General features: G+C 68.7%; 18 protein-coding genes. 12 read left to right on the top strand and 6 right to left on the bottom strand.

Annotated elements, in window-relative coordinates; genetic code table 11:
- Positions 1 to 65 precede the first annotated feature (65 nt).
- From ACWEOI_RS17680 to ACWEOI_RS17665, 4 genes are all read left to right on the top strand, one after another.
- Positions 66 to 1,088, top strand: a complete 1,023-nt coding sequence (locus tag ACWEOI_RS17680; protein ID WP_452360273.1) for an esterase/lipase family protein — start codon at positions 66 to 68, stop codon at positions 1,086 to 1,088.
- A 64-nt stretch (positions 1,089 to 1,152) separates the two neighbouring features.
- Positions 1,153 to 1,725, top strand: a complete 573-nt coding sequence (gene def, locus ACWEOI_RS17675; protein WP_379279740.1) for a peptide deformylase — start codon at positions 1,153 to 1,155, stop codon at positions 1,723 to 1,725.
- 1 nt (position 1,726) lies between these two features.
- Complete coding sequence (gene fmt, locus ACWEOI_RS17670; protein WP_452360272.1) at positions 1,727 to 2,650, top strand: methionyl-tRNA formyltransferase; 924 nt, start codon at positions 1,727 to 1,729, stop codon at positions 2,648 to 2,650.
- Between the two features lie 707 nt (positions 2,651 to 3,357).
- Entirely contained in the window at positions 3,358 to 4,674 is a 1,317-nt protein-coding gene (locus ACWEOI_RS17665; RefSeq protein ID WP_452360271.1) for an RsmB/NOP family class I SAM-dependent RNA methyltransferase, read from the top strand.
- Between the two features lie 110 nt (positions 4,675 to 4,784).
- Here the strand turns inward: ACWEOI_RS17665 and ACWEOI_RS17660 are convergent, their stop codons facing one another.
- Complete coding sequence (locus tag ACWEOI_RS17660) at positions 4,785 to 5,702, bottom strand: RNA polymerase sigma factor SigF (protein WP_452360270.1); 918 nt, start codon at positions 5,700 to 5,702, stop codon at positions 4,785 to 4,787.
- The gene (locus ACWEOI_RS17655) at positions 5,702 to 6,124 is read right to left on the bottom strand and encodes an anti-sigma factor (protein WP_379279317.1); all 423 of its coding nucleotides are present in this window, start codon (positions 6,122 to 6,124) and stop codon (positions 5,702 to 5,704) included. The genes ACWEOI_RS17660 and ACWEOI_RS17655 overlap by 1 nt, the downstream gene beginning before the upstream one ends.
- A 126-nt stretch (positions 6,125 to 6,250) precedes the next feature.
- On the opposite strand from ACWEOI_RS17655, the gene rpe reads away from it, so the two are divergent.
- Positions 6,251 to 6,916 (top strand): ribulose-phosphate 3-epimerase, encoded by a 666-nt coding sequence (rpe, locus tag ACWEOI_RS17650; RefSeq protein WP_433673335.1) that lies wholly within the window; start codon positions 6,251 to 6,253, stop codon positions 6,914 to 6,916.
- A gap of 26 nt (positions 6,917 to 6,942) precedes the next feature.
- Here the strand turns inward: rpe and ACWEOI_RS17645 are convergent, their stop codons facing one another.
- Entirely contained in the window at positions 6,943 to 7,389 is a 447-nt protein-coding gene (locus ACWEOI_RS17645; RefSeq protein ID WP_452360269.1) for a hypothetical protein, read from the bottom strand.
- 526 nt (positions 7,390 to 7,915) lie between these two features.
- On the opposite strand from ACWEOI_RS17645, the gene ACWEOI_RS17640 reads away from it, so the two are divergent.
- The 4 genes from ACWEOI_RS17640 (at position 7,916) to ACWEOI_RS17625 (ending at position 10,988) form a co-directional block, all read left to right on the top strand.
- Entirely contained in the window at positions 7,916 to 8,542 is a 627-nt protein-coding gene (locus tag ACWEOI_RS17640) for a riboflavin synthase (RefSeq protein ID WP_357083253.1), read from the top strand.
- Between the two features lie 85 nt (positions 8,543 to 8,627).
- Positions 8,628 to 9,872, top strand: a complete 1,245-nt coding sequence (locus ACWEOI_RS17635) for a bifunctional 3,4-dihydroxy-2-butanone-4-phosphate synthase/GTP cyclohydrolase II (RefSeq protein WP_433672793.1) — start codon at positions 8,628 to 8,630, stop codon at positions 9,870 to 9,872.
- 22 nt (positions 9,873 to 9,894) lie between these two features.
- On the top strand, positions 9,895 to 10,368 hold the full coding sequence (gene ribH / locus ACWEOI_RS17630) for a 6,7-dimethyl-8-ribityllumazine synthase (RefSeq protein WP_379460179.1): 474 nt from the start codon (positions 9,895 to 9,897) through the stop codon (positions 10,366 to 10,368).
- Positions 10,369 to 10,370: 2 nt separating this feature from the next.
- Entirely contained in the window at positions 10,371 to 10,988 is a 618-nt protein-coding gene (locus ACWEOI_RS17625; protein ID WP_452360268.1) for a PH domain-containing protein, read from the top strand.
- Positions 10,989 to 11,057: 69 nt separating this feature from the next.
- Here ACWEOI_RS17625 and ACWEOI_RS17620 read toward each other — a convergent pair whose 3' ends face one another.
- A complete protein-coding gene (locus ACWEOI_RS17620) occupies positions 11,058 to 12,536 on the bottom strand; it encodes an MFS transporter (protein WP_452360267.1) in 1,479 nt (492 codons plus the stop codon).
- Between the two features lie 107 nt (positions 12,537 to 12,643).
- Between ACWEOI_RS17620 and ACWEOI_RS17615 the strand changes: the two genes are divergently transcribed.
- Positions 12,644 to 13,093, top strand: coding sequence for a MarR family winged helix-turn-helix transcriptional regulator (locus tag ACWEOI_RS17615; RefSeq protein ID WP_452360266.1), 450 nt, complete (start codon positions 12,644 to 12,646; stop codon positions 13,091 to 13,093).
- A gap of 43 nt (positions 13,094 to 13,136) precedes the next feature.
- On the opposite strand, the gene ACWEOI_RS17610 is transcribed toward ACWEOI_RS17615, so the two are convergent.
- Entirely contained in the window at positions 13,137 to 15,092 is a 1,956-nt protein-coding gene (locus ACWEOI_RS17610) for a gamma-glutamyltransferase family protein (protein WP_452360265.1), read from the bottom strand.
- A gap of 229 nt (positions 15,093 to 15,321) precedes the next feature.
- Here ACWEOI_RS17610 and ACWEOI_RS17605 point away from each other — a divergent pair, with 229 nt between their 5' ends.
- Both ACWEOI_RS17605 and ACWEOI_RS17600 read left to right on the top strand, forming a co-directional pair.
- Positions 15,322 to 16,791: an amino acid permease gene (locus tag ACWEOI_RS17605; RefSeq protein ID WP_452360264.1), complete on the top strand. Its 1,470-nt coding sequence runs from the start codon at positions 15,322 to 15,324 to the stop codon at positions 16,789 to 16,791.
- A 296-nt stretch (positions 16,792 to 17,087) separates the two neighbouring features.
- Positions 17,088 to 17,498 carry a hypothetical protein gene (locus tag ACWEOI_RS17600; RefSeq protein ID WP_433672798.1) on the top strand — a complete coding sequence of 137 codons (411 nt, stop codon included), beginning with the start codon at positions 17,088 to 17,090 and terminating at the stop codon, positions 17,496 to 17,498.
- A gap of 46 nt (positions 17,499 to 17,544) precedes the next feature.
- Here ACWEOI_RS17600 and ACWEOI_RS17595 read toward each other — a convergent pair whose 3' ends face one another.
- Positions 17,545 to 19,209, bottom strand: coding sequence for an FAD-binding dehydrogenase (locus ACWEOI_RS17595; protein WP_452360263.1), 1,665 nt, complete (start codon positions 19,207 to 19,209; stop codon positions 17,545 to 17,547).
- Positions 19,210 to 19,315 lie beyond the last annotated feature (106 nt).

Genomic DNA, 19,315 nt, shown 5'->3' with positions numbered 1-19,315 from the left:
ACTTTCGGCTCGAAACCGGTCAAGATCGTGACATGGGACAAAAGCGCCCCATGCGATCTTGTGACATGGGACAAAAGAGGAACCGGACGCGCGGATACTTGCGCCGCGTCGCGCCGGCGGGGGTAGTGGCGCTGGCGGCCGCCGTGATCGGTACGGCCGCCACCCCGACGGGGACCTACGCGCAGGCCGAACCGGCCGCCGCACCGGTCCTGCGGGTGCCTGCGCAGCAGGGGCCGCCGCAGACCGGGCATCTGGCGGCGGCCAAGTATCTGAAAGAGCATCCGGACGCTGCGCCCCAGGGCGCCAACGACTTCGGCTGCAAACCGACCGCCGAACACCCGCGGCCGGTGATCCTGGCCCATGGCACCGATTCCTCGGCCTACTCCGACTGGTCGGGCCTGAGCCCGCTGCTCGCCAAGGCCGGGATCTGCGTCTTCGCCCTGAACTACGGCGGCAAGCCCGGCAAGACCACCTTCGGCACCGAGGACGTGTGGGCCAGCTCCGCGCAGATCGGCGTCTTCGTCGACCAGGTGCTCGCCGCCACCGGGGCCACGCAGGTGGATCTGGTCGGTTTCTCCCAGGGCGCGAGCGTGACTCGCTACTGGATCAACAAACTCGGCGGCGCGCCCAAGGTCGGGCAGTGGATCGGCATGGCCTCGCCCAGTTACGGCGGGATCATGTACGGGCTGGTGCCGATCGCCGACGCGGTGCCGGGGATCTACAAACTCGTCGAGTTCGGCTCCTCGCTCGCCGCCGTCCAGCAGGCCGCGGGATCACCGTTCATCACCGACCTCAACGCGGGCGGCGACACGGTGCCGGGTGTGAAATACACGACCATCGGCAGCCGGGTGGATGAGATGATCCAGCCCAATACCAATATCGCCCTGCGCGGTCCGGGCGCGACCAATATCGTGCTGCAGGATCTGTGCGAGGCCGACCTGACCGGGCATTTCCACCTGGTCTACGACCCGTTCGCGCAACAGCTGGCGGTCAATCTGCTCGATCCCGGACACGCCGTGACACCGGTCTGCGTGCCGGTGCCGTTCGGCACCGGGATCAGCGATGTCGTGTTGGCGGCGCATTCCTGATCGGGGTGGTCACGGGCGTCCGTAAAATGAGACGACCGTATTCGTTCGCTATCGGGAGCTGCCCGTGACCATCCAGCCTGTCCGCCTGTTCGGCGATCCGATCCTGCGCGCCCGCGCGGCGGAGGTCGAGACGTTCGACCGGGAGGTGCGCCAGCTGGTCACCGACCTCATCGACACCATGTACGAGAGCGGCGGGGTCGGCATGGCCGCCCCGCAGATCGGGGTCGGACTGCGGGTCTTCGTCTACGACACCGGCGACGCCCAGGGGCATCTGATCAACCCCGTCTTCGAGGTCGAGGGCGAGGAGACCCAGACCGGGCCCGAGGGCTGCCTGTCGATCCCGGGCGTGCGTTTCGACGTGACCCGGCCGATGACCGTGCTGGCGCGCGGTGTCGACCTGGACGGCAAGCCCGTGGAGTTCCGGGCCGAGGGACTGCTGGCGCGCTGCGTGCAGCACGAGACCGACCACCTCGACGGCGTGCTGTTCCTGCAGCGGCTGGAGTCGGCCTTCCGCAAGGAGGCCATGCGCACGATTCGCGAATCGTCTTGGTTCACACAGGGAATCACAGTGCTGCCCGCGTCCGAGATCGGCGGCGGTCGCCGCGCCTCGGCCGGTAGCCGGGAACGGAGCCGCTGATATGCGTCTGGTCTTCGCGGGAACCCCCGAACCGGCGGTGCCGTCGCTGCGGCGACTCATCGAATCCGGGCGGCACGAAGTGGTCGGGGTGGTGACCCGGCCGGACGCGGTGGCCGGACGCGGCCGCAAGATCACCCGCTCGCCCATCGGGCAGCTGGCCGACGAACACGGGATTCCGGTGTTCACGCCACGCAAGCCGTCCGAGCCCGAATTCATCGCCCAGCTCACCGAACTCGCGCCGGACTGCTGTCCGGTCGTGGCCTACGGCGCGCTGCTGCCCGAAACGGTGCTCGCGATTCCGCGGTTCGGCTGGATCAACCTGCACTTCTCGCTGCTGCCCGCCTGGCGCGGCGCGGCGCCGGTGCAGTCGGCGCTGCTGGCCGGTGACGAGTACACCGGGGCGTCCACGTTCCTCATCGAGAAGGGTCTCGACACCGGGCCCGTCTTCGGCACCATGACCGAGAAGGTCGCGCCCGCCGATACCGCGGGCACCCTGTTGGAGCGTCTCGCCGACAGCGGCTCGGTGCTGCTGGAATCCACCCTGGACGCCGTGGAAGACGGTACCGTGCAAGCGGTTCCGCAGCCGCTGGACGGCATCTCCTACGCCCCCAAGGTGGAACCGGAAGCGGGCCGCATCCGCTGGGACCAGCCCGCCCTCGCCATCTCCCGGCGCATCCGCGCGGTCACCCCCGCGCCCGGCGCGTTCACCGAGATCGACGGCAAACGCCTCAAACTCGGCCCCGTCGAACTCGTGGAGGAAACGCTCCCGCCCCGCACCATCGACGTGCGCAAGTCGGGTGTCTTCATCGGCACCGCCACCACCGCGGTCCGCCTCACCCAGGTCCAGCCCCAGGGCAAGCGCATGATGCCCGCCCTGGACTGGGCCCGTGGCGCTCGCCTGGAGCCGGGCACGGTGACCGAATGACCAACCCCGACAACAACCCTCCCCGCCGTCCCTTCCGCCGCTCCTCGGCCGGGGCATCCGACGACTCGAACGCGACCCGCGGCTCCGGCACCGGCGACCGCCGCGCGGGCTACGGCCGTGGCGATCGCCCAGCCGGAGAGCGCGATTCGGGCTCGAACCGCTCCTCGGGCGGCCTGCGCGGCCGCGAAGGCTACGGCCGGCGCGAGGGCGGCGGCCGTGGCGACACCGGCGACCGCGGTCGCTCCGACGACCGCCGCGGCGGATATGGCGGCGGAGAACGCGATTCGGGTTCGAACCGGTCCTACGGCGGCGATCGCGGGCGCGACAGTTTCGGCGGACACCGTAGCGGTGGCGGCGAGCGGTCCGGTGACGGACGTCGCGATGATGATGATCGTCGTGGATTCGGTGGGGGAGACCGTGATTCGGGGTCGGATCGGTCGTCTCGCGGAGGCGACCAGCGCGGTGCCGGGCGGGAGCGAGTTTCCTCTTCCGGCGGGCGGTCATCCGGTGGCGGCCGTGGCGGCGACTCGTTCGGTGGCAAGCGTGGTGCGGGTAGCGGTGGTGGACGGGGTAAGTCCACGGACAGCTCGCGGAGTTCGCACGGCGACCGGAGTGGCAAGCGGGTAGACGCTGGTGCGCGGGGTGGCGAGCCCGGTGCCGCGGCGGCTCGGCGGGCGGAGAAGGCGGGGGCCGATCCGGTCCGGATCGTGGCGCGGGATGTGCTGCGGGCGGTGCGGGAGCGGGATGCCTACGCGAATCTGGTGCTGCCGGGGTTGTTGCGGGAGCGGAAGATCAGCGGGCGGGACGCGGCGCTGGCGACCGAGTTGACTTACGGGGCCTCGCGGTCGGTGGGGTTGCTGGACGCGGTGATCGCGGATTGCGCGGGGCGGGCGGTCGAGGAGATCGACGGGCCGCTGCTGGACGCGCTGCGGTTGGGGACATATCAGTTGTTGCGGACCCGGATCGGGGCGCACGCGGCCGTCGACACGTCGGTGGCGTTGGTGCGGGCCGAGTACGGGCAGGGGCGGGCCGGGTTCGTGAACGCCGTGCTGCGGCGGGTGGCCGAGCGCACTCCGGAGGAGTGGGTGGAGCGGCTCGCGCCGTCGGATCCGCTGGGGCACTTGGCGTTCGAGTTCGCGCATCCGGTGTGGATCGCGCAGGCGTTCGCGGACGCGCTCGGCGCGCGGGCGGGCGAGCTGCGCGACGTGCTCGAGGCGGACGACGCCCGGCCGCTGGTGCATCTGGTGGCGCGGCCCGGCGATATGACCGCCGAGGAGCTGGCGCTGATCACCGGCGGCGAGGAAGGCCGCTGGTCGCCGTACGCGGTGTACCTCGAGGGCGGTGACCCGGCGAAGCTGGAGCCGGTCCGCGAGGGCATGGCCGCGGTGCAGGACGAAGGCAGTCAGCTGGTGGCCCTGGCGGTCACCCGGGCGCCTCTCGAGGGTGAGGACGGCGGTCGCTGGCTGGACCTGTGCGCGGGTCCGGGCGGCAAGACCGCACTGCTGGCCTCGATCGCCGAGATCGACGGCTTCCGCGTCGATGCCGTCGAACCGGCCGAGCACCGTGCCGACCTGGTCCGCAAGGCCACTCGCGGCATGCCGGTCGACGTCCACGTCGCCGACGGCCGTGACTCGGGCCTGACCCCGGGCTTCGACCGCATCCTCGTGGACGCGCCCTGCACCGGTCTGGGCGCGCTGCGCCGCCGCCCGGAGGCTCGCTGGCGCCGCCAGCCCTCCGACGTCCGCGACCTGGTCACCCTGCAGCGTGAACTGCTCACCGCCGCGTGGGATCTCGTGCGCCCGGGCGGCGTGGTGGTCTACTCGACCTGTTCTCCGCACCTGCCGGAGACGGTCTCGGTGGTGTCCGACATGGTCCGCCGCACCGGCGCCGAACAGCTCGACACCCGAGAGCTGCTCCCCGGCGTCCCGGAACTCGGCGACGGCCCGGGCGCCCAGCTGTGGCCGCACCGCCACGGCACCGACGCCATGTTCCTCGCGGCCCTGCGCAAACCGCTGGACGCGTAGCACTCGAACACCGAAAGCCCCTGCAGCGTGAACTACTCACCGCCACAGGGGCTTTCGCGTGTTTCGTACGCAGGTTGTTCCGTCGAGGTCTGACGCCCCGGCCGGTGGGGTCACTCGCGGGCGGACTGCTCCCGCAGGCGGGCCAGGGTCTTGGACAGGATGCGGGAGACGTGCATCTGCGAGATGCCCATCTGCTGGGCGATCTGCGTCTGGGTCATGGATTCGAAGAATCGCATGGTCAGGATGCGGCGTTCGCGTTCCGGCAGACCGGCCAGCAGCGGGCGGATGGCGACGTACTCCTCGACGCGGTCGAATTGGGATTCTTCCTCGCCGAGGGTGTCGAGCAATGAGGCCTCGGTGTCGCGGCCCACGGAGACGGCGTCGATGCTGCTGGGCTGGTACGCGTTTCCGGCGATGACCGCCTGGGTGACCTCGTCGGCGTCGATGTCGAGCGCGGCGGCGATCTCCTTGGCGGTGGGGGAGCGCCCCAGCTGCTGGGAGAGCGCGTCGATGGCGGAGCCGATGCGCAGGTGGGTTTCCTTGACGCGCCGCGGCACCCGCATGGCCCAGGTGTTGTCGCGGAAGTAGCGCCGCACCTCGCCCATGATGGTGGGCACCGCGAAGGACAGGAAGTTGGAGCCGCGGGAGACGTCGAACCGGTCCACCGCGTGCACCAGCCCGACCCGCGCGACCTGGGTGAGGTCGTCGAAAGGCTCACCGCGGCCGCTGAATTTGCGGGCGATGTGGTCGGCCAGCGGAATGCACCGGTTGATCAGCTGTGAGCGCAGGGCGGCGCGCCCCGCGGATCCCGGTGCGGCGGCCGCGAGTTCCTCGAACAGCAGCGCGACGTCGTCGTAGCCGGAGACGCTGCGCGCGACCTCCTCCGCCTCCTCGGCGTCGACGGTCTCCTCGGCGGCGTCCTCGGCCGGTTCTTCGGGTTCGGGGTTCTCGGGGGCTTCGGTGTCGGCGGTCGGATCCTCGGGCCGGGCCGCGTCGTCAGGGGATGGGAACACGTCTTCTCCGGTCACTACGCCTTCCCCCGGACCCGCCGGAACTCCACTGCCGTCGGGTATCCGGAGATGGCCGGATCGAAGGGTTCCTGGGTGGCGGTGACCTCGTCGGAGAGGGTCCGCAGGACGTGCCAGCCGAAGCTGCGCTGGTCGGGTAGGCCTTCGGCGGCGGCGGTGCCGCGGACCCGCACGATCAGGTCGGACTCGCCGACGGTGAACAGACACTGCAGCGTGGAACCCGGGGCGGCGATGGCGATCAGGGTGGAGGCGGCCTCGTCGACGGCGAGTCGGATGTCGGCCACCTCGTCGAGGGTGAAATCGCTGAGCAGCACCAGGGTTTCGGCGAGTCCGCGCACGATGGGCAACTGGGATACGGAGGCGGCGACACCGATTTCGACCGGTGTGCCGCGCAACCCTTGTTCCGCCGAAATGTTGATCACCCTGTAGAGGCTACCCATTCCGGTGCGCGGCAATCAGCCATTCCCGTGACGCGGGACGCACTCGGTGGTGCCGATACACTGCCGCGTGTGTGCACTTCTTCCTCCCCGTTCCAGCGTCCGGCCCCGATGATCGCCCCGTCCATCCTGTCCGCCGATTTCGCGAACCTCGCGGCTGAGCTGCGGGCGATCGAGGGTGCGGACTGGGTGCACGTCGATGTGATGGACAACCACTTCGTGCCCAACCTGACGATGGGCCCGCCGATCGTCGAGAGCCTGCTGAAGGTCACCGACATCCCGATGGACTGCCATCTGATGATCGAGGACCCGGAGCGCTGGGCCCCGTGGTACGCGGAGGCGGGCGCCTACAACGTCACCTTCCACGCCGAGGCGACCGACAACCCGATCGCGGTTGCTCGTGACATTCGCGCGGCGGGCGCCAAGGCCGGGCTCTCGGTGAAGCCGAACACCCCGATCGAGCCCTACCTCGAGATCCTGCGTGATTTCGACACCCTGCTGGTGATGAGCGTCGAACCCGGTTTCGGCGGACAGTCTTTCATCCCGCACGTGCTGGACAAGGCGCGTCAGGTGCGTCGCCTGGTGGACGCCGGTGAGCTGCGCCTGGTGGTGGAGATCGACGGCGGCATCAATATGGACACCATCGAGCAGGCCGCCGAGGCCGGAATCGACTGCTTCGTGGCGGGTTCCGCGGTGTACGGCACCCCGGATCCGGCCGCGACGGTGGAAGCCTTGCGGCAGAGGGTGATCGCCGTCGAGGCGGCGTCGGCCCAGTAGCTCGCGGACGCCGCCGGGATCGGCGCTCAGTGTTCCAGTAGCGCTTCGATCACCGATTCCAGCGGCGGCACCATGTCGGTGGTCTCCGGCGACCGGATCCAGGTGCGGTAGCCGGTGCGCTCGTCCTCGGCGGAGGGGAGCACGACCTGAGCGCCCGGGCAGGCGATGGTGGCGTAGAGCCGGAACAGGGCCGCGGTCACCGCGGTGCTCAGTGACTCGGGTCGGGCGGGACCGGTGATGAAGGTCCAGCGCCGGGCCCGGGGGTGGTGCACCACCGGCCCGGCCAGTTCGGCCTGGGTGAGTCGCTGGCGGACACGTTCGCCGAGGTCGGCGGGCATGGTGACGGCCCCGTAACGACCGCCTATCTCCAGCAGGATGTGCCGTGATGTCGGATCGATCGATGCCGGCAGGTGAAATTCGCGCCGGTACTGCACGCAGCGAACTTCGAGTGTCGAATCGAGAAGCGTTGTCACGCCGCACCCCTGACTGTGCCGATTGTGTTGTGTGCCACCTGGATCCGACCCGCGCGGGGTCCAACCTTCCTTCGGTTCGTGTGCTGGCGTAGATCGTCACCCGGCCCGGCCGGCCGTGGACGCGTTGACCGTTCTGCTCTGAACTGCTCGGGGAGAGTTGAACTGTTGGAATCAGCTGCATAACAATCTTGCGACCATTTTCGTTGCCGCGCAAGATTCAGGTGTAAGCGAGTCGCGGATTGGGTACCTGCCAGCGTTGGGCCTGGTCAGGCCATGGATAAATCCACTCGATTCCGATCCTGTAATAGGTGATTCCGAGCAATTCGGGCAATTTACTGATCGCAAGTTGGCTTATGCCCGATTTCGTCCATCCACCGGTATCCAACGCTCCAGTGAACGAGGCCGCATGTCGCCTACGACTGCGCGTCGTTACGCTGAGGGGGACGGCCGTCCGTACGGGAATACCGCGTGCGGGGCGCGCTGTTGGCTCGAGCGAGTACGCAGTCGCGATCAGGGAGAGGTACGCATGTTCACAGGCATCGTCGAGGAACTGGGCGAGATCGTCGCCACCGAGCGGCTGGACGATTCGGCGCGGCTGACCATTCGCGGCCCCCTGGTGACCTCCGATGCGGGACACGGTGATTCGATCGCCGTCAACGGCGTCTGCCTCACCGTGGTGGACCGCGAGGTCGTCGGCGACACCTTCACCGTCGATGTGATGGCCGAGACCCTGGACCGTTCCAGCATCGGCGCCCTGGCCGCGGGTTCCCGCGTGAACCTGGAGCGCGCCGCGGCGGTGAACAGCCGGCTGGGCGGCCACATCGTGCAGGGTCATGTGGACGGCACCGGCACCATCGTCTCGCGCACCCCGCACGAGAACTGGGAGGTCGTGCGAATCTCGTTGCCCGACAGCATCGCCCGTTACGTCGTGGAGAAGGGCTCGATCACCGTCGACGGCATCTCGCTGACCGTCTCCGGCATCGGCCTCGCCGAGGACGCGTTCGCCGACGGCAGCAAGGACTGGTTCGAGGTCTCGCTCATCCCCACCACCCGCGAGCTCACCACCCTGGGCACCGCCCCCGTCGGCACCGTCGTGAATCTCGAAGTCGACATCATCGCCAAGTACGTCGAGCGGCTCGTACAGCGGGGCTGACCGGACCCGCGACGCCGGAGGCGGCGCAATTCGGGCACTGCCTTACTGTAATGAGGCACCTAATTCGAGATGGAGCACAACAGACGTGACCAGGTTCGACACCGTAGAGCGCGCAGTCGCCGACATCGCCGCCGGTAAGGCGGTTGTCGTCGTCGACGACGAGGGCCGGGAGAACGAGGGCGACCTCATCTTCGCGGCGGAGAAGGCGACACCCGAGCTGGTGGCCTTCATGATCCGCTACACCTCCGGTTACATCTGTGTGCCGCTCACCGGGGCGGACTGCGATCGCCTGGGCCTGCCGCCCATGTACGCGGTCAATCAGGACCGGCACGGCACCGCCTACACCGTCGCCGTCGATGCCCGGGAAGGCATCAGCACCGGGATCTCGGCAGCCGACCGCGCCACCACCATGCGCGTGCTGGCCGACCCCACCGCCAAATCCGATGATCTGACTCGTCCGGGGCATGTGGTTCCGTTGCGCGCCAAGGACGGTGGTGTGCTGCGCCGTCCCGGCCACACCGAGGCCGCCGTGGATCTGGCCCGGATGGCCGGACTCAGCCCCGCCGGAGTCATCTGCGAGATCGTGAGCCAGAAGAACGAAGGTGATATGGCGCGCACCGACGAGCTGCGCGTCTTCGCCGACGAACACGATCTGGCGCTCATCTCCATCGCCGACATGATCTCCTGGCGCCGCCGCAACGAGAAGCACGTCAAGCAGGTCGCGGAGGCCAAGCTGCCCACCGAGTTCGGCGACTTCCTGGCCATCGGCTACGAGAGCGAATACGACGACGCCGAGCATGTCGCCCTGGTGATGGGCGAGATCGGCGACGGCCGTGACGTGCTGGTGCGCGTGCACTCCGAATGCCTCACCGGCGACGCCTTCGGCTCGCTGCGCTGCGACTGCGGCCCGCAGCTCGACGCCGCCATGGAGCTGATCGCCGAGCAGGGCCGCGGCGTGCTGCTCTACATGCGCGGCCACGAGGGCCGCGGCATCGGCCTGCTGCACAAGCTGCAGGCCTACCAGCTGCAGGACAGCGGTGACGACACCGTCGACGCCAACCTCAACCTGGGCCTGCCGGCCGACGCCCGCGACTACGGCATCGGCGCGCAGATCCTGGTCGACCTGGGCATCAATTCGATGCGGCTGCTCACCAACAACCCGGACAAGCGCGCCGGGATCGAGGGCTACGGTCTGAGCATCAGTGAGCGCGTGGCCATGCCGGTGCGCGCCAACAAGCACAATCTGCGGTACCTGCGCACCAAGCGGGATCGGATGGGCCACGACCTGGTCGGCCTGGAAGACCTGGACCTGGGCGAGACCGCGAACTGACAACCGAGAGGGCGGAACAACGATGAGCGGTACCGGCGTACCGGCTTTCGAGCTCGCCGATGCCAAGGACCTCAAGCTGGGGATCGTGGCCTCGCGCTGGCACACCACCATCTGCGACGCGCTGGTCGCGAACGCGGAGAAGACCGCCCGCGACGCGGGCGTCGCCGACATCACCGTGGTCCGGGTCGCCGGCGCCATGGAGCTGCCCGTGGTGGCGCAGGCGCTGGCCCGCAGCCATGACGCGGTGGTCGCGCTCGGCGTCGTGATCCGCGGCGGCACACCGCATTTCGAGTACGTGTGCGATTCGGTGACCGCGGGCCTGACCCGGGTGTCGCTCGACGAGGGCACCCCGGTCGCCAATGGCGTGCTCACGGTGAACACCGAGGAGCAGGCGCTGGACCGTGCGGGCCTGCCGGGTTCGGCGGAGAACAAGGGCGAGCAGGCGGCCGCGGCCGCGCTGGACGCCGCGCTCACCCTGCGCGAACTCAGCGCCTAGTCATGCCCGTCGTCCGGATCTGGAAGCGCGGCGGCTCCGAGGAGGAACCGCCGCACGACCCCGCGACGACGGAAGGGCCTGCCGAGCACCCGACGCAGGCCGGTAGCGAGCAGCAGAAGCCGGAGTCCGAAGCACCCATGGCAGAGACGAAGCCCGACACCGCCGCGAACACCGACAGCGAGTGGGACCTCGAGGTCCGACCGCACCGCGCCATCATCACCGTGCGGATCGTGGCCGCGGTGCTGGCCGCCGTCTTCATCTTCGGCGGGATCGTGCTGCGCCAGGGCTCCACCGGTGTCAACTTCCGGGTCTCCGATCAGCTCGGCCTGGCGGCGTTCGGCCTGGTGCTGGCCGCGGGCGTGCTGACCCTGACCCGGCCCCGGGTGCGGGTCGGCAAGCGTGGGGTCATGGTGCGCAATATCGTCGGCGACAGCGAGTTCGGGTGGCAGGACATCCGGGGGATCTCCTTCCCGGACAAGAAGTCCTGGGCGCGCCTGGAACTGGTGCACGACGAGTACGTGCCCATGATGGCCATCCGCTCCAACGACAAGATGCGCGCGGCCGAGGCCATGGACCGGTTCCGCGAACTCGGCGCGAAGTACACCGGCGAGAACAAGTAAGCCATCCGTCGCCGCGCCTTCGTGGCCGCGGCGGACGGATGGCTGTGCCTCGTCCGATCCGGTTCGGAATCAGTTCTCCGCGAGGGCCTTCTCGGTCTCCGGCCGTTGCGCGGGGACGGACTGCACCGCGCGCCGCACCGGGATCAGCACCGCGATCAGCGCGGCGACCAGGCACACGACGCTGCCGATCAGGAACACCGTGCGGAAGCCGTGCTCGGTCGGGATGCTGTGGCTGCCCATCTGCACACTCATCTGCGCCAGCACCGCGCCGACCACCGCGGCCGAGACCGAGGTGCCGATCGAGCGCATCAGGGTGTTGAAGCTGTTGGCGGCCGCGGTCTCCGACTGCGGCACCGCGCCCATGATGAGCGCGGGCATCGCGCCGTAGGCGAAGGCGACACCGGTGCTGCAGATGATGTTGACGACCACCAGGCCCCCGATGGACCCCATCAGCGGCAGCGCCACACCGTAACCGGCGGCCATGATCAGCGTGCCGGTGACCAGCGTGGTCTTCGGGCCGCGCGCCGCGGACAGCTTCGCGCCGATCGGCGAGATGAGCATCATCATGATGCCGCCGGTGGCCATCCACACGCCCATCATGACCATCGACTGGCCCAGGCCGTAGCCGAGCGCCTCGGGCAGCTGCATGAGCTGCGGAAGGCTCAGCTGTAGCGCGTACAGGCCGACGCCGACCGCGATGCTGGCCAGGTTGGTGACCAGGACCTGCGGGCGAGCGGTGATCCGCAGATCGACCAGCGGTTCGGGGGAGCGCAGTTCCCACCAGCCCCACACCAGCAGCAGCACCAGCGCCGCGGCGAACAACCCGAGGGTCGAGCCGCTGGTCCAGCCCCAGGCCGCGCCCTTCGACACCGGCAGCAGCAGGCACACCAGGGCCGCGCCGAGCAGGAGCGCGCCGGGAACGTCGAAGCGGCCCGACGGTCCTTCGGAGGTGCCCTCGGGGACGACCAGGACGATGAGCGCGGTGGCGATCGCCACGAGAACCGCTGCGACCCAGAACATCACACGCCAGTTGCTGTACTCGGTGACCGCGGACGCGATCGGCAGGCCGAGCGCGCCGCCGATGCCCAGCGACGAGCTGATCAGCGCGATGGCCGAACCGAGGCGCTCGGGCGGCATCACGTCGCGCAACAGGGCGATGGCCAGCGGGATGGTGCCCACGCCCAGGCCCTGCAGCCCGCGTCCGATGATCATCGGGATCAGCGAGGTCGACACCGCGCACACGATCGAGCCCACCATGATCGGGATGGTCGAGGCGATGAGCATGCGGCGCTTGCCGTACATGTCGCCGAGCCGTCCCGCGACCGGTGTGGCCACGGCCGCCACCAGCAGGGTGATGGTGACGACCCACGACGCGTTCGACGCGGACGCGTGCAGGATTCGGGGCAGGTCGCCCAGGAGCGGGACCACCAGCGTCTGCATCAGTGAGGCGACGACACCGGTGTAGGCCAGCACCGCGAGGGTGCCGCCGGCGCGTGTGGGCTCCGGCGGGGCGCCGGCAGGCCGAGCAGCGGACTCGGGTCTGGTCATAGGGGTTCTCCTCATCATCGATCTATGTGCACTATACACATCACGTGCATGATGCATAATCGATGTCCGGCGCCCGTCACACGTAGGGTGTGGGGACCGCGGAAAGGATGGAATTGACCAAGCCCACCGAATTGCTCGAGTTCGAGACCATGCTGTTCGGCCGGTACAGCCTGATTCCGCGCAAAGGAGACAACGGCCTCGACCGCAGCGCCTATCTGCTGCTCAGTCTGCTGCGCGGGGAGGGGCCGATGTCGATCGGTCAGCTCAGTGACACGCTGGGGCTGGACGCGTCCACCCTCAATCGGCAGACCGCCGCGCTCCTGCGCGCGGCCTTGGCCGAACGCATCCCCGACCCCGACGGCGGCATCGCCCGCAAGTTCCGGGTCACCGCCGAAGGGGCCGCCCGGCTCGATGCCGAACGGGCGCAGAGCCTTCGGCATCTCGACGAGATCCTGGCAGGCTGGTCCGACGAGGACGTGTCAGCGCTCGCGTCGTTGCTGGCCCGATTCAACGCCGATATCGAGAGCTACCGCGGTAAGCACTGGCCCCGTTCGTGAGGCTCGACCCGTCCGGCTCGCGGTCGGGCACGCCTGAGGCGGCCTAGCGCGGGCCGCCGAGCACCGCGCCCTCGCGGCGGGGATCCGCGCCGCCGATCCAGCCGTCGCCGTCGCGCACCAGCGCCGAGAGTCCGCTCGATTGCGGCGCCACCGACACCTGATCGCCGGACGCGCGCAGCTTCTGGACCAGGACGTCGTGGTCGCCATTGTCGGTGGCGTTCACCGCCGGATGCTCGCCGCCCACGTTCGTGGTGGGCGTATTGGCCGCGCCGAAGTCGATCATCGACACCGCCTGCTGCGGATTCAGCCCCCAATCCAGCATGGCGACCAGGGTTTTCACCACGAACTGGATGATCACCGCCCCGCCCGGCGACCCGGTGACATGGCTGAGCGCGCCGCGGCTGCCGTCGGGATTGCGGTCGAACACCAGGGTCGGGGCCATGGAGCTGCGCGGCCGCTTGCCCGCGTCGATGCGGTTGGCGACCGGCGCGCCGTCCTTGTCCCGGGGTTCGGCGGAGAAGTCGGTGAGCTGGTTGTTGAGAATGAACCCGTCCACGAAATGGAAGGACCCGAAAGCGGATTCGACCGTGGTGGTCATGGAGGCCGCGTTGCCGTACCTGTCGACGATCGAGATGTGGCTGGTGCCGTGCTCGGGCTGCTGCGGACCGTTGCCGACCGGGACCGGCCCGAAGTCGCCCGGCTGGGCGGTGCCCAGGCTCTTGCTCGGGTTGATGAGCGCGGCCCGCTGCTTCAGATAGTTCGGGTCCAGCAGGGTCTGCGGTGAATTGCCCGGCAGCGGAACGAAATCCGAGTCGGCGATGTACTTGTCACGGTCGGCGTAGGCCAGTCGCTCGGCCTCGGCGATCAGGTGCACGGCCTCGGCGGTGGGCTTGCCGCCGTCGCGCGCGGCGGTGCTGTCACCGGACACGTCGGTCGGTTTCATCGCGGCCAGATCGAAATTCGACAGGATGCCCAGCGCCGCCTCGACGGTGATGCCGCCCGAGGAGGGATTCGGCATGCCGCAGATCTCGTGGGTGCGATAGGGCGAGCACACCGCGGTGCGCTTCTTGGCTTGGTACGACGACAGATCCGCGAGCGCCAGCTGTCCGGGGGTGCGGCCGCCGGAGGTGGTGGCGGTGGTGTCGACGATGTCGGCGGCGACGGCTCCGGTGTAGAAGGCGTTCGCGCCGTCGGCGGCGATGGCCGAGAGGGTCTTGGCGAAGGCCGGATTCACCAGCGTGGAGCCGGCCTGCTTCGGATTGCCGTCGGGGAGTAAAAAATACGCGCGGGCGGCGTCGTCGCGGGCCAGGTCCGCCGTGGACGCCGCGATCTGGGTGGCCATGCGCGGGGAGATCTTGAAGCCGTCGTCGGCGAGGTTCACCGCGGGGGTGAACAGGTCGCGCCAGGGTTGCTTGCCGTGCTCGGTGTGCGCGAGTTCCAGCATGCGCAGCACGCCCGGCACGCCGATCGAGCGTCCGCTGGCGCGCGCGTTGGGTTGCGGCACAGTGTGATCGGTGGGGCTGATGTAGCGCAGGTAGTCCTCGGTGGCGGCCTTGGGCGCGGTCTCGCGGCCGTCGTAGGCGTCGACACTCTTGGTCGCGGCGTCGTAGTACATGAGGAACGCCCCGCCGCCGATGCCGGTGGCCTGCGGCTCCACCAGGTTCAGCACGGTCTGCGCCACGATCAGCGCGTCCGCGGCGGTGCCGCCGTCGCGCAGCACCCGGCAGGCGGCCTCGGTGGCGACGGGATTGGCGGTGGAGACCGCGAATCCGCCGGTGCGCACCGGCGTCATGCCGGTGCGGTAGCCGGTGGCGACCTCCGGATGCAGCGCCAGATTCGTCGAGCTCGGCCCGGCCGGAACACCGGAGGTGACCGGAGTTCCGTTGGGGGACACCGTGCACGACGCACTCTCGTTCGTCGACGACGAACAGGCGGTGAGCATTCCGATCGACAGCAGCAGGGCGGCAGCGCCGCTCCCGGTTCGTCGCAAGCGCCTCATGACCGGACTCTAGCCCCGTGAGCGTGCGGGGGCGGCGGTTTGACCGGTCCGCTCACCTATGGATCATCAGCATTTCCAGGGCAATCGCCGATGAATCGGCTCGAATCGCTGCTAGAACAGCTGGAGGCGGCGGCGCTGACCCGGCCCGGAGCGCCGAAACAGCTCTCAGCAAACGACAGGGTACTCTCGGACGGCCTCGTTTCACGATAGCGGAGGGTTAACCCGGCGTATGACCGAGATCCGGACAACTGCCACCAGCCTCAATGCCGAGGACAGCGGCTACCACAAGGCCCTGAAACCCCGGCAATTGCAGATGATCGCCATCGGTGGCGCCATCGGCACCGGCCTGTTCCTGGGCGCCGGCGGTCGCCTCGCCAATGCCGGGCCGTCGCTGTTCCTGGTGTACCTGATCTGTGGCGCATTCGTCTTCTTCATCCTGCGCGCCCTGGGCGAACTGGTGCTGCACCGCCCGTCCTCGGGCTCGTTCGTCTCCTATGCGCGCGAATTCTTCGGTGAGAAGGCCGCATTCGTGGCCGGGTGGATGTACTTCCTGAACTGGTCCATGACCGGCATCGTCGATACCACCGCGGTCGCCACCTATCTGCACTACTGGGGTCCCTTCCAGCCGGTCGCGCAATGGCTGCTGGCGCTGGGCGCGCTCGTCATCGTGCTCGGCATCAATCTGGCGTCGGTGAAGTGGTTCGGCGAGATGGAATTCTGGGCCGCCATGATCAAGGTGCTCGCCCTGGTCACCTTCCTGGTGGTCGGCACCGTCTTCTTCGCGGGGCGGTTCGAGGTGGACGGCCAGGCCACCGGCTTCGGCATGATCTCCGCCGCGGGCGGCTGGTTCCCGACCGGCGTGCTGCCGCTGGTCACCGTCACCTCGGGCGTGGTGTTCGCCTATGCCGCCGTGGAAATGGTCGGCATCGCGGCGGGCGAGACCGAGAACCCGGCGAAGATCATGCCGCGCGCCATCAATTCGGTCATCCTGCGTATCGCGCTGTTCTATTGCGGCTCGGTGATTCTGCTGGCATTGCTGCTGCCCTACACCGCCTACAAGGCGGGGGAGAGTCCGTTCGTCACCTTCTTCGCCAAACTCGGTGTCGCGCACATGGGCTCGATCATGAATTTCGTGGTGCTCACCGCGGCCTTGTCGAGTTTGAACGCGGGCCTGTATTCGACCGGCCGAATTCTGCGTTCGATGGCGATGAACGGCAGCGCGCCGAAATTCACCGCGCGCATGTCGAGTGCGGGTGTGCCCTACGGCGGAATTCTGCTCACCAGCGCTATCGCATTGTTCGGTATCTGGCTGAATTACATTGTCCCGTCGCAGGCGTTCGAAATCGTGCTGAATGTTGCCTCGCTGGGCATTCTGGCGTCCTGGGCGACCATCGTGCTGTGCCAGTTGAAGCTGTTCTACCTGGCCAAGCAGGGCCTGGCCGAGCGGCCCGCGTTCCGGATGTTCGGCGCCCCCTACACCGGGATCGCGACGCTGGTGTTCCTGGGATTGGTGCTGATCCTGATGGCTTTCGACCGGCCGGTCGGTACGTGGACGGTGGCCAGCCTGGTGATCGTCGTGCCCGCGCTCGCCATCGGGTGGCGGATCGCCAGCCCGCGGGTGCTGGCCATCGCCAGGATGCGCGAGGGCTACACCGGGGAATTCCCGGTCATTCCACCGATCCCCATGGACGACAAGTAGTATCGGACCTGGTGTTATCGACGGCCGCACGCGAAATTGCGTGCGGCCGTTATGTGTTCGAGATCACTGTGTACATATGCCGGCTATCCGCTGTGGGCATGGTCATAACTTCGTCAACGAGATTGTCCGGACTCTGAACATTTGGTTAGCGTCAGGTTCGGCGGGTTCGCAGGGGGCGCGCCACCAGGGGTTACTCGACGAGGAGTGCTGTGAGTTCGTACTCGGCTGTTGCCGACGAGGTGGAAATGACACCGGTAGCCACGGAAAACGGCGTTCCAGCCACATTTTTCGAGCGGGTGATCGACGGCGTGCGGGGGCTGCGCCGCGAGAGCGCGGACGCCGAGGTGCCCGCCAAGGTTCGGGAGACCCAGGTCGCCGCGCTCGGCGCGACCGGTCTGGCCGTGCTGCACAGCCTGCTGTCCATCCCGGCCGGCTTCGACAGCGTGGCGGGCAGCATCGGCCACTTCTTCGCCGCCTGGGTCACCGGCGGTGTGGCCCTGTTGTTCGGTCTGCGGTCGCGCTGGATCTGGGTGACCGCGCTGGGCGTGTCCAGCCTGCAGGTCTTCCTGGGTGTGTTCACCCTGATGTCGGCCGAAATGCCCACGGGCGTCGGACCGTTCACCGTGCTCGGCGGCATCATGGTCTCGGGCATCGTGCTGGCGCTGCTGCTGCGCCGCGACTGCTACCGCTGGTTCGCCGTCGACTGACGACGGTCGCCGCCCACCGGAATCCGGTGGGCGGCAACCGAAGTCGTCACTTCGGGGTGCGGCCCAGGGCCCGTCCCGCGGCCCGGCCGGAGAAGATGCAGCCGCCCAGGAAGGTGCCTTCCAGCGCGTTGTAGCCGTGCACGCCGCCGCCGCCGAAACCGGCGACCTCGCCCGCGGCGTACAGCCCCGGGAACGGAGTGCCGTCGGGGCGGATGACCTGCGAGTCCAGATTGGTCTGCAAACCGCCCAGGGTCTTGCGGGTGAGGATATTGAGCCGCACGCCGATCAACGGCCCGTGCGCCGGATCGAGGATCTTGTGCGGCGTGGCCACCCGGCCGAGCTTGTCACCCAGGTAGCGTCGCGCGTTGTTGACGGCCATGAGCTGGGCGTCCTTGCTGAACTTGTGCTCGACGTCCCGGTCGCGCGCCACGATCTGACGTTCGATGTCGGCCGCGTCCAGCTGCGGGCCGCGCGAGATCTTGTTCATCCCCGCGATCAGTTCGGGCAGCGTGTCCGCGACCACGAAGTCCACGCCGTGCTGCTTGAACGCCTCCACCGGACCCGGCGCGCCCTTGGCCACCCGGCTCTTGAGCGTGAGCTTGAGGTCCTTGCCGGTGATATCGGGATTCTGCTCCGAGCCCGAGAGCGCGAACTCCTTCTCGATGATCGACTGGGTCAGGATGAACCACGAGTAGTCGTGGCCGGTGGCCAGGATCTGCTTCATGGTGGCATTGGTGTCGAAACCCGGGAAAGCCGGTGCGGTCATGCGCTTTCCATTGGCGTCGAACCACAGCGACGACGGCCCGGGGATGATGCGGATGGCGTGATCGGGCCACACCGGATCCCAGTTGTGGATGCCCTCGGTGTAGTGCCACATGCGATCCCGGTTCACGATCCGCCCGCCCGCGGCCTCGGTGATGCCGAGCATGCGGCCGTCGACGTACGCCGGGACGCCCGCGATCATGTGCTCCGGGCACGGCCCGAGCCGCTCGGTGGGCCAATTGCGCCGCACCAGTTCGTGATTGTGGCCGATGCCGCCGGAGGAGACGATCACCGCGGCCGCGCGCAGATCGAACTCGCCGGTCACGGTGCGTGAGGACGCGACGCCGCGCTCCTCGGTGGAGGCCTCCAGCACGCTGCCGCGCACGCCGGTGACGGTGTCGTCCTCCACGATCAGCTCGTCCACGCGATGCCGGAACGCGAATCCGACCTGCCCGCGCCGCTCGGCCTCGAGCACGGGTTCGAGGAATACCCGCACGACTTCGGGTCCGGTGCCCCAGGTGAGGTGGAAGCGCGGCACCGAATTGCCGTGCCCGTCGGCGGATTCGCCGCCGCGTTCGGCCCAGCCGACCAGCGGCGTCACCCGCAGTCCGAGATCGTGCAGGTACTGGCGCTTCTCGGTGGCCGCGAACTCCACGTAGGCGCGCGCCCACTGTCGCGCCCAGTGGTCCTCGTCCTCGCGGTCGAAGCCGGCCGAGCCGAGCCAGTCCTGCATGGCCAGCTCGAGGCTGTCCTTGACGCCGAGCCGCCGCTGTTCGGGGCTGTCCACGAAGAACAGTCCGCCCAGCGACCAGAACGCCTGCCCGCCCAGGTTGGCGCGGTTCTCCTGATCCAGAATCAGGACTCGCTTACCCGCCTTGACCAGCTCGTGCGTGGCGACGAGACCGGCCAGACCGGCCCCGACCACGATGACATCCGGGTTCTCGATCATGCCCATTTCCTTGGTGTCGAAGTTCGATACACGAATGTATCCAACGAGGTCGCTGCTGTACAGGGGCTCGATACAGTCGTGTATCGAGCCGGGTTGTCGGTGGGTC

It is taken from the genome of Nocardia sp. NPDC004340 (assembly GCF_053602575.1).
This window is presented reverse-complemented; position numbering and strand designations above follow the sequence as displayed.

Bases quoted from the DNA above. Each gene is read 5' to 3' on its own strand.
- ACWEOI_RS17680 (WP_452360273.1), top strand. From the start codon at position 66: ATGGGACAAAAGAGGAACCGGACGCGCGGATACTTGCGCCGCGTCGCG.
- fmt (WP_452360272.1), top strand. From the start codon at position 1,727: ATGCGTCTGGTCTTCGCGGGAACCCCCGAACCGGCGGTGCCGTCGCTG.
- rpe (WP_433673335.1), top strand. From the start codon at position 6,251: ATGATCGCCCCGTCCATCCTGTCCGCCGATTTCGCGAACCTCGCGGCT.
- ACWEOI_RS17640 (WP_357083253.1), top strand. From the start codon at position 7,916: ATGTTCACAGGCATCGTCGAGGAACTGGGCGAGATCGTCGCCACCGAG.
- ribH (WP_379460179.1), top strand. From the start codon at position 9,895: ATGAGCGGTACCGGCGTACCGGCTTTCGAGCTCGCCGATGCCAAGGAC.
- ACWEOI_RS17625 (WP_452360268.1), top strand. From the start codon at position 10,371: ATGCCCGTCGTCCGGATCTGGAAGCGCGGCGGCTCCGAGGAGGAACCG.
- ACWEOI_RS17620 (WP_452360267.1), bottom strand. From the start codon at position 12,536: ATGACCAGACCCGAGTCCGCTGCTCGGCCTGCCGGCGCCCCGCCGGAG.
- ACWEOI_RS17615 (WP_452360266.1), top strand. From the start codon at position 12,644: ATGGAATTGACCAAGCCCACCGAATTGCTCGAGTTCGAGACCATGCTG.
- ACWEOI_RS17610 (WP_452360265.1), bottom strand. From the start codon at position 15,092: ATGAGGCGCTTGCGACGAACCGGGAGCGGCGCTGCCGCCCTGCTGCTG.
- ACWEOI_RS17605 (WP_452360264.1), top strand. From the start codon at position 15,322: ATGACCGAGATCCGGACAACTGCCACCAGCCTCAATGCCGAGGACAGC.
- ACWEOI_RS17595 (WP_452360263.1), bottom strand. From the start codon at position 19,209: ATGATCGAGAACCCGGATGTCATCGTGGTCGGGGCCGGTCTGGCCGGT.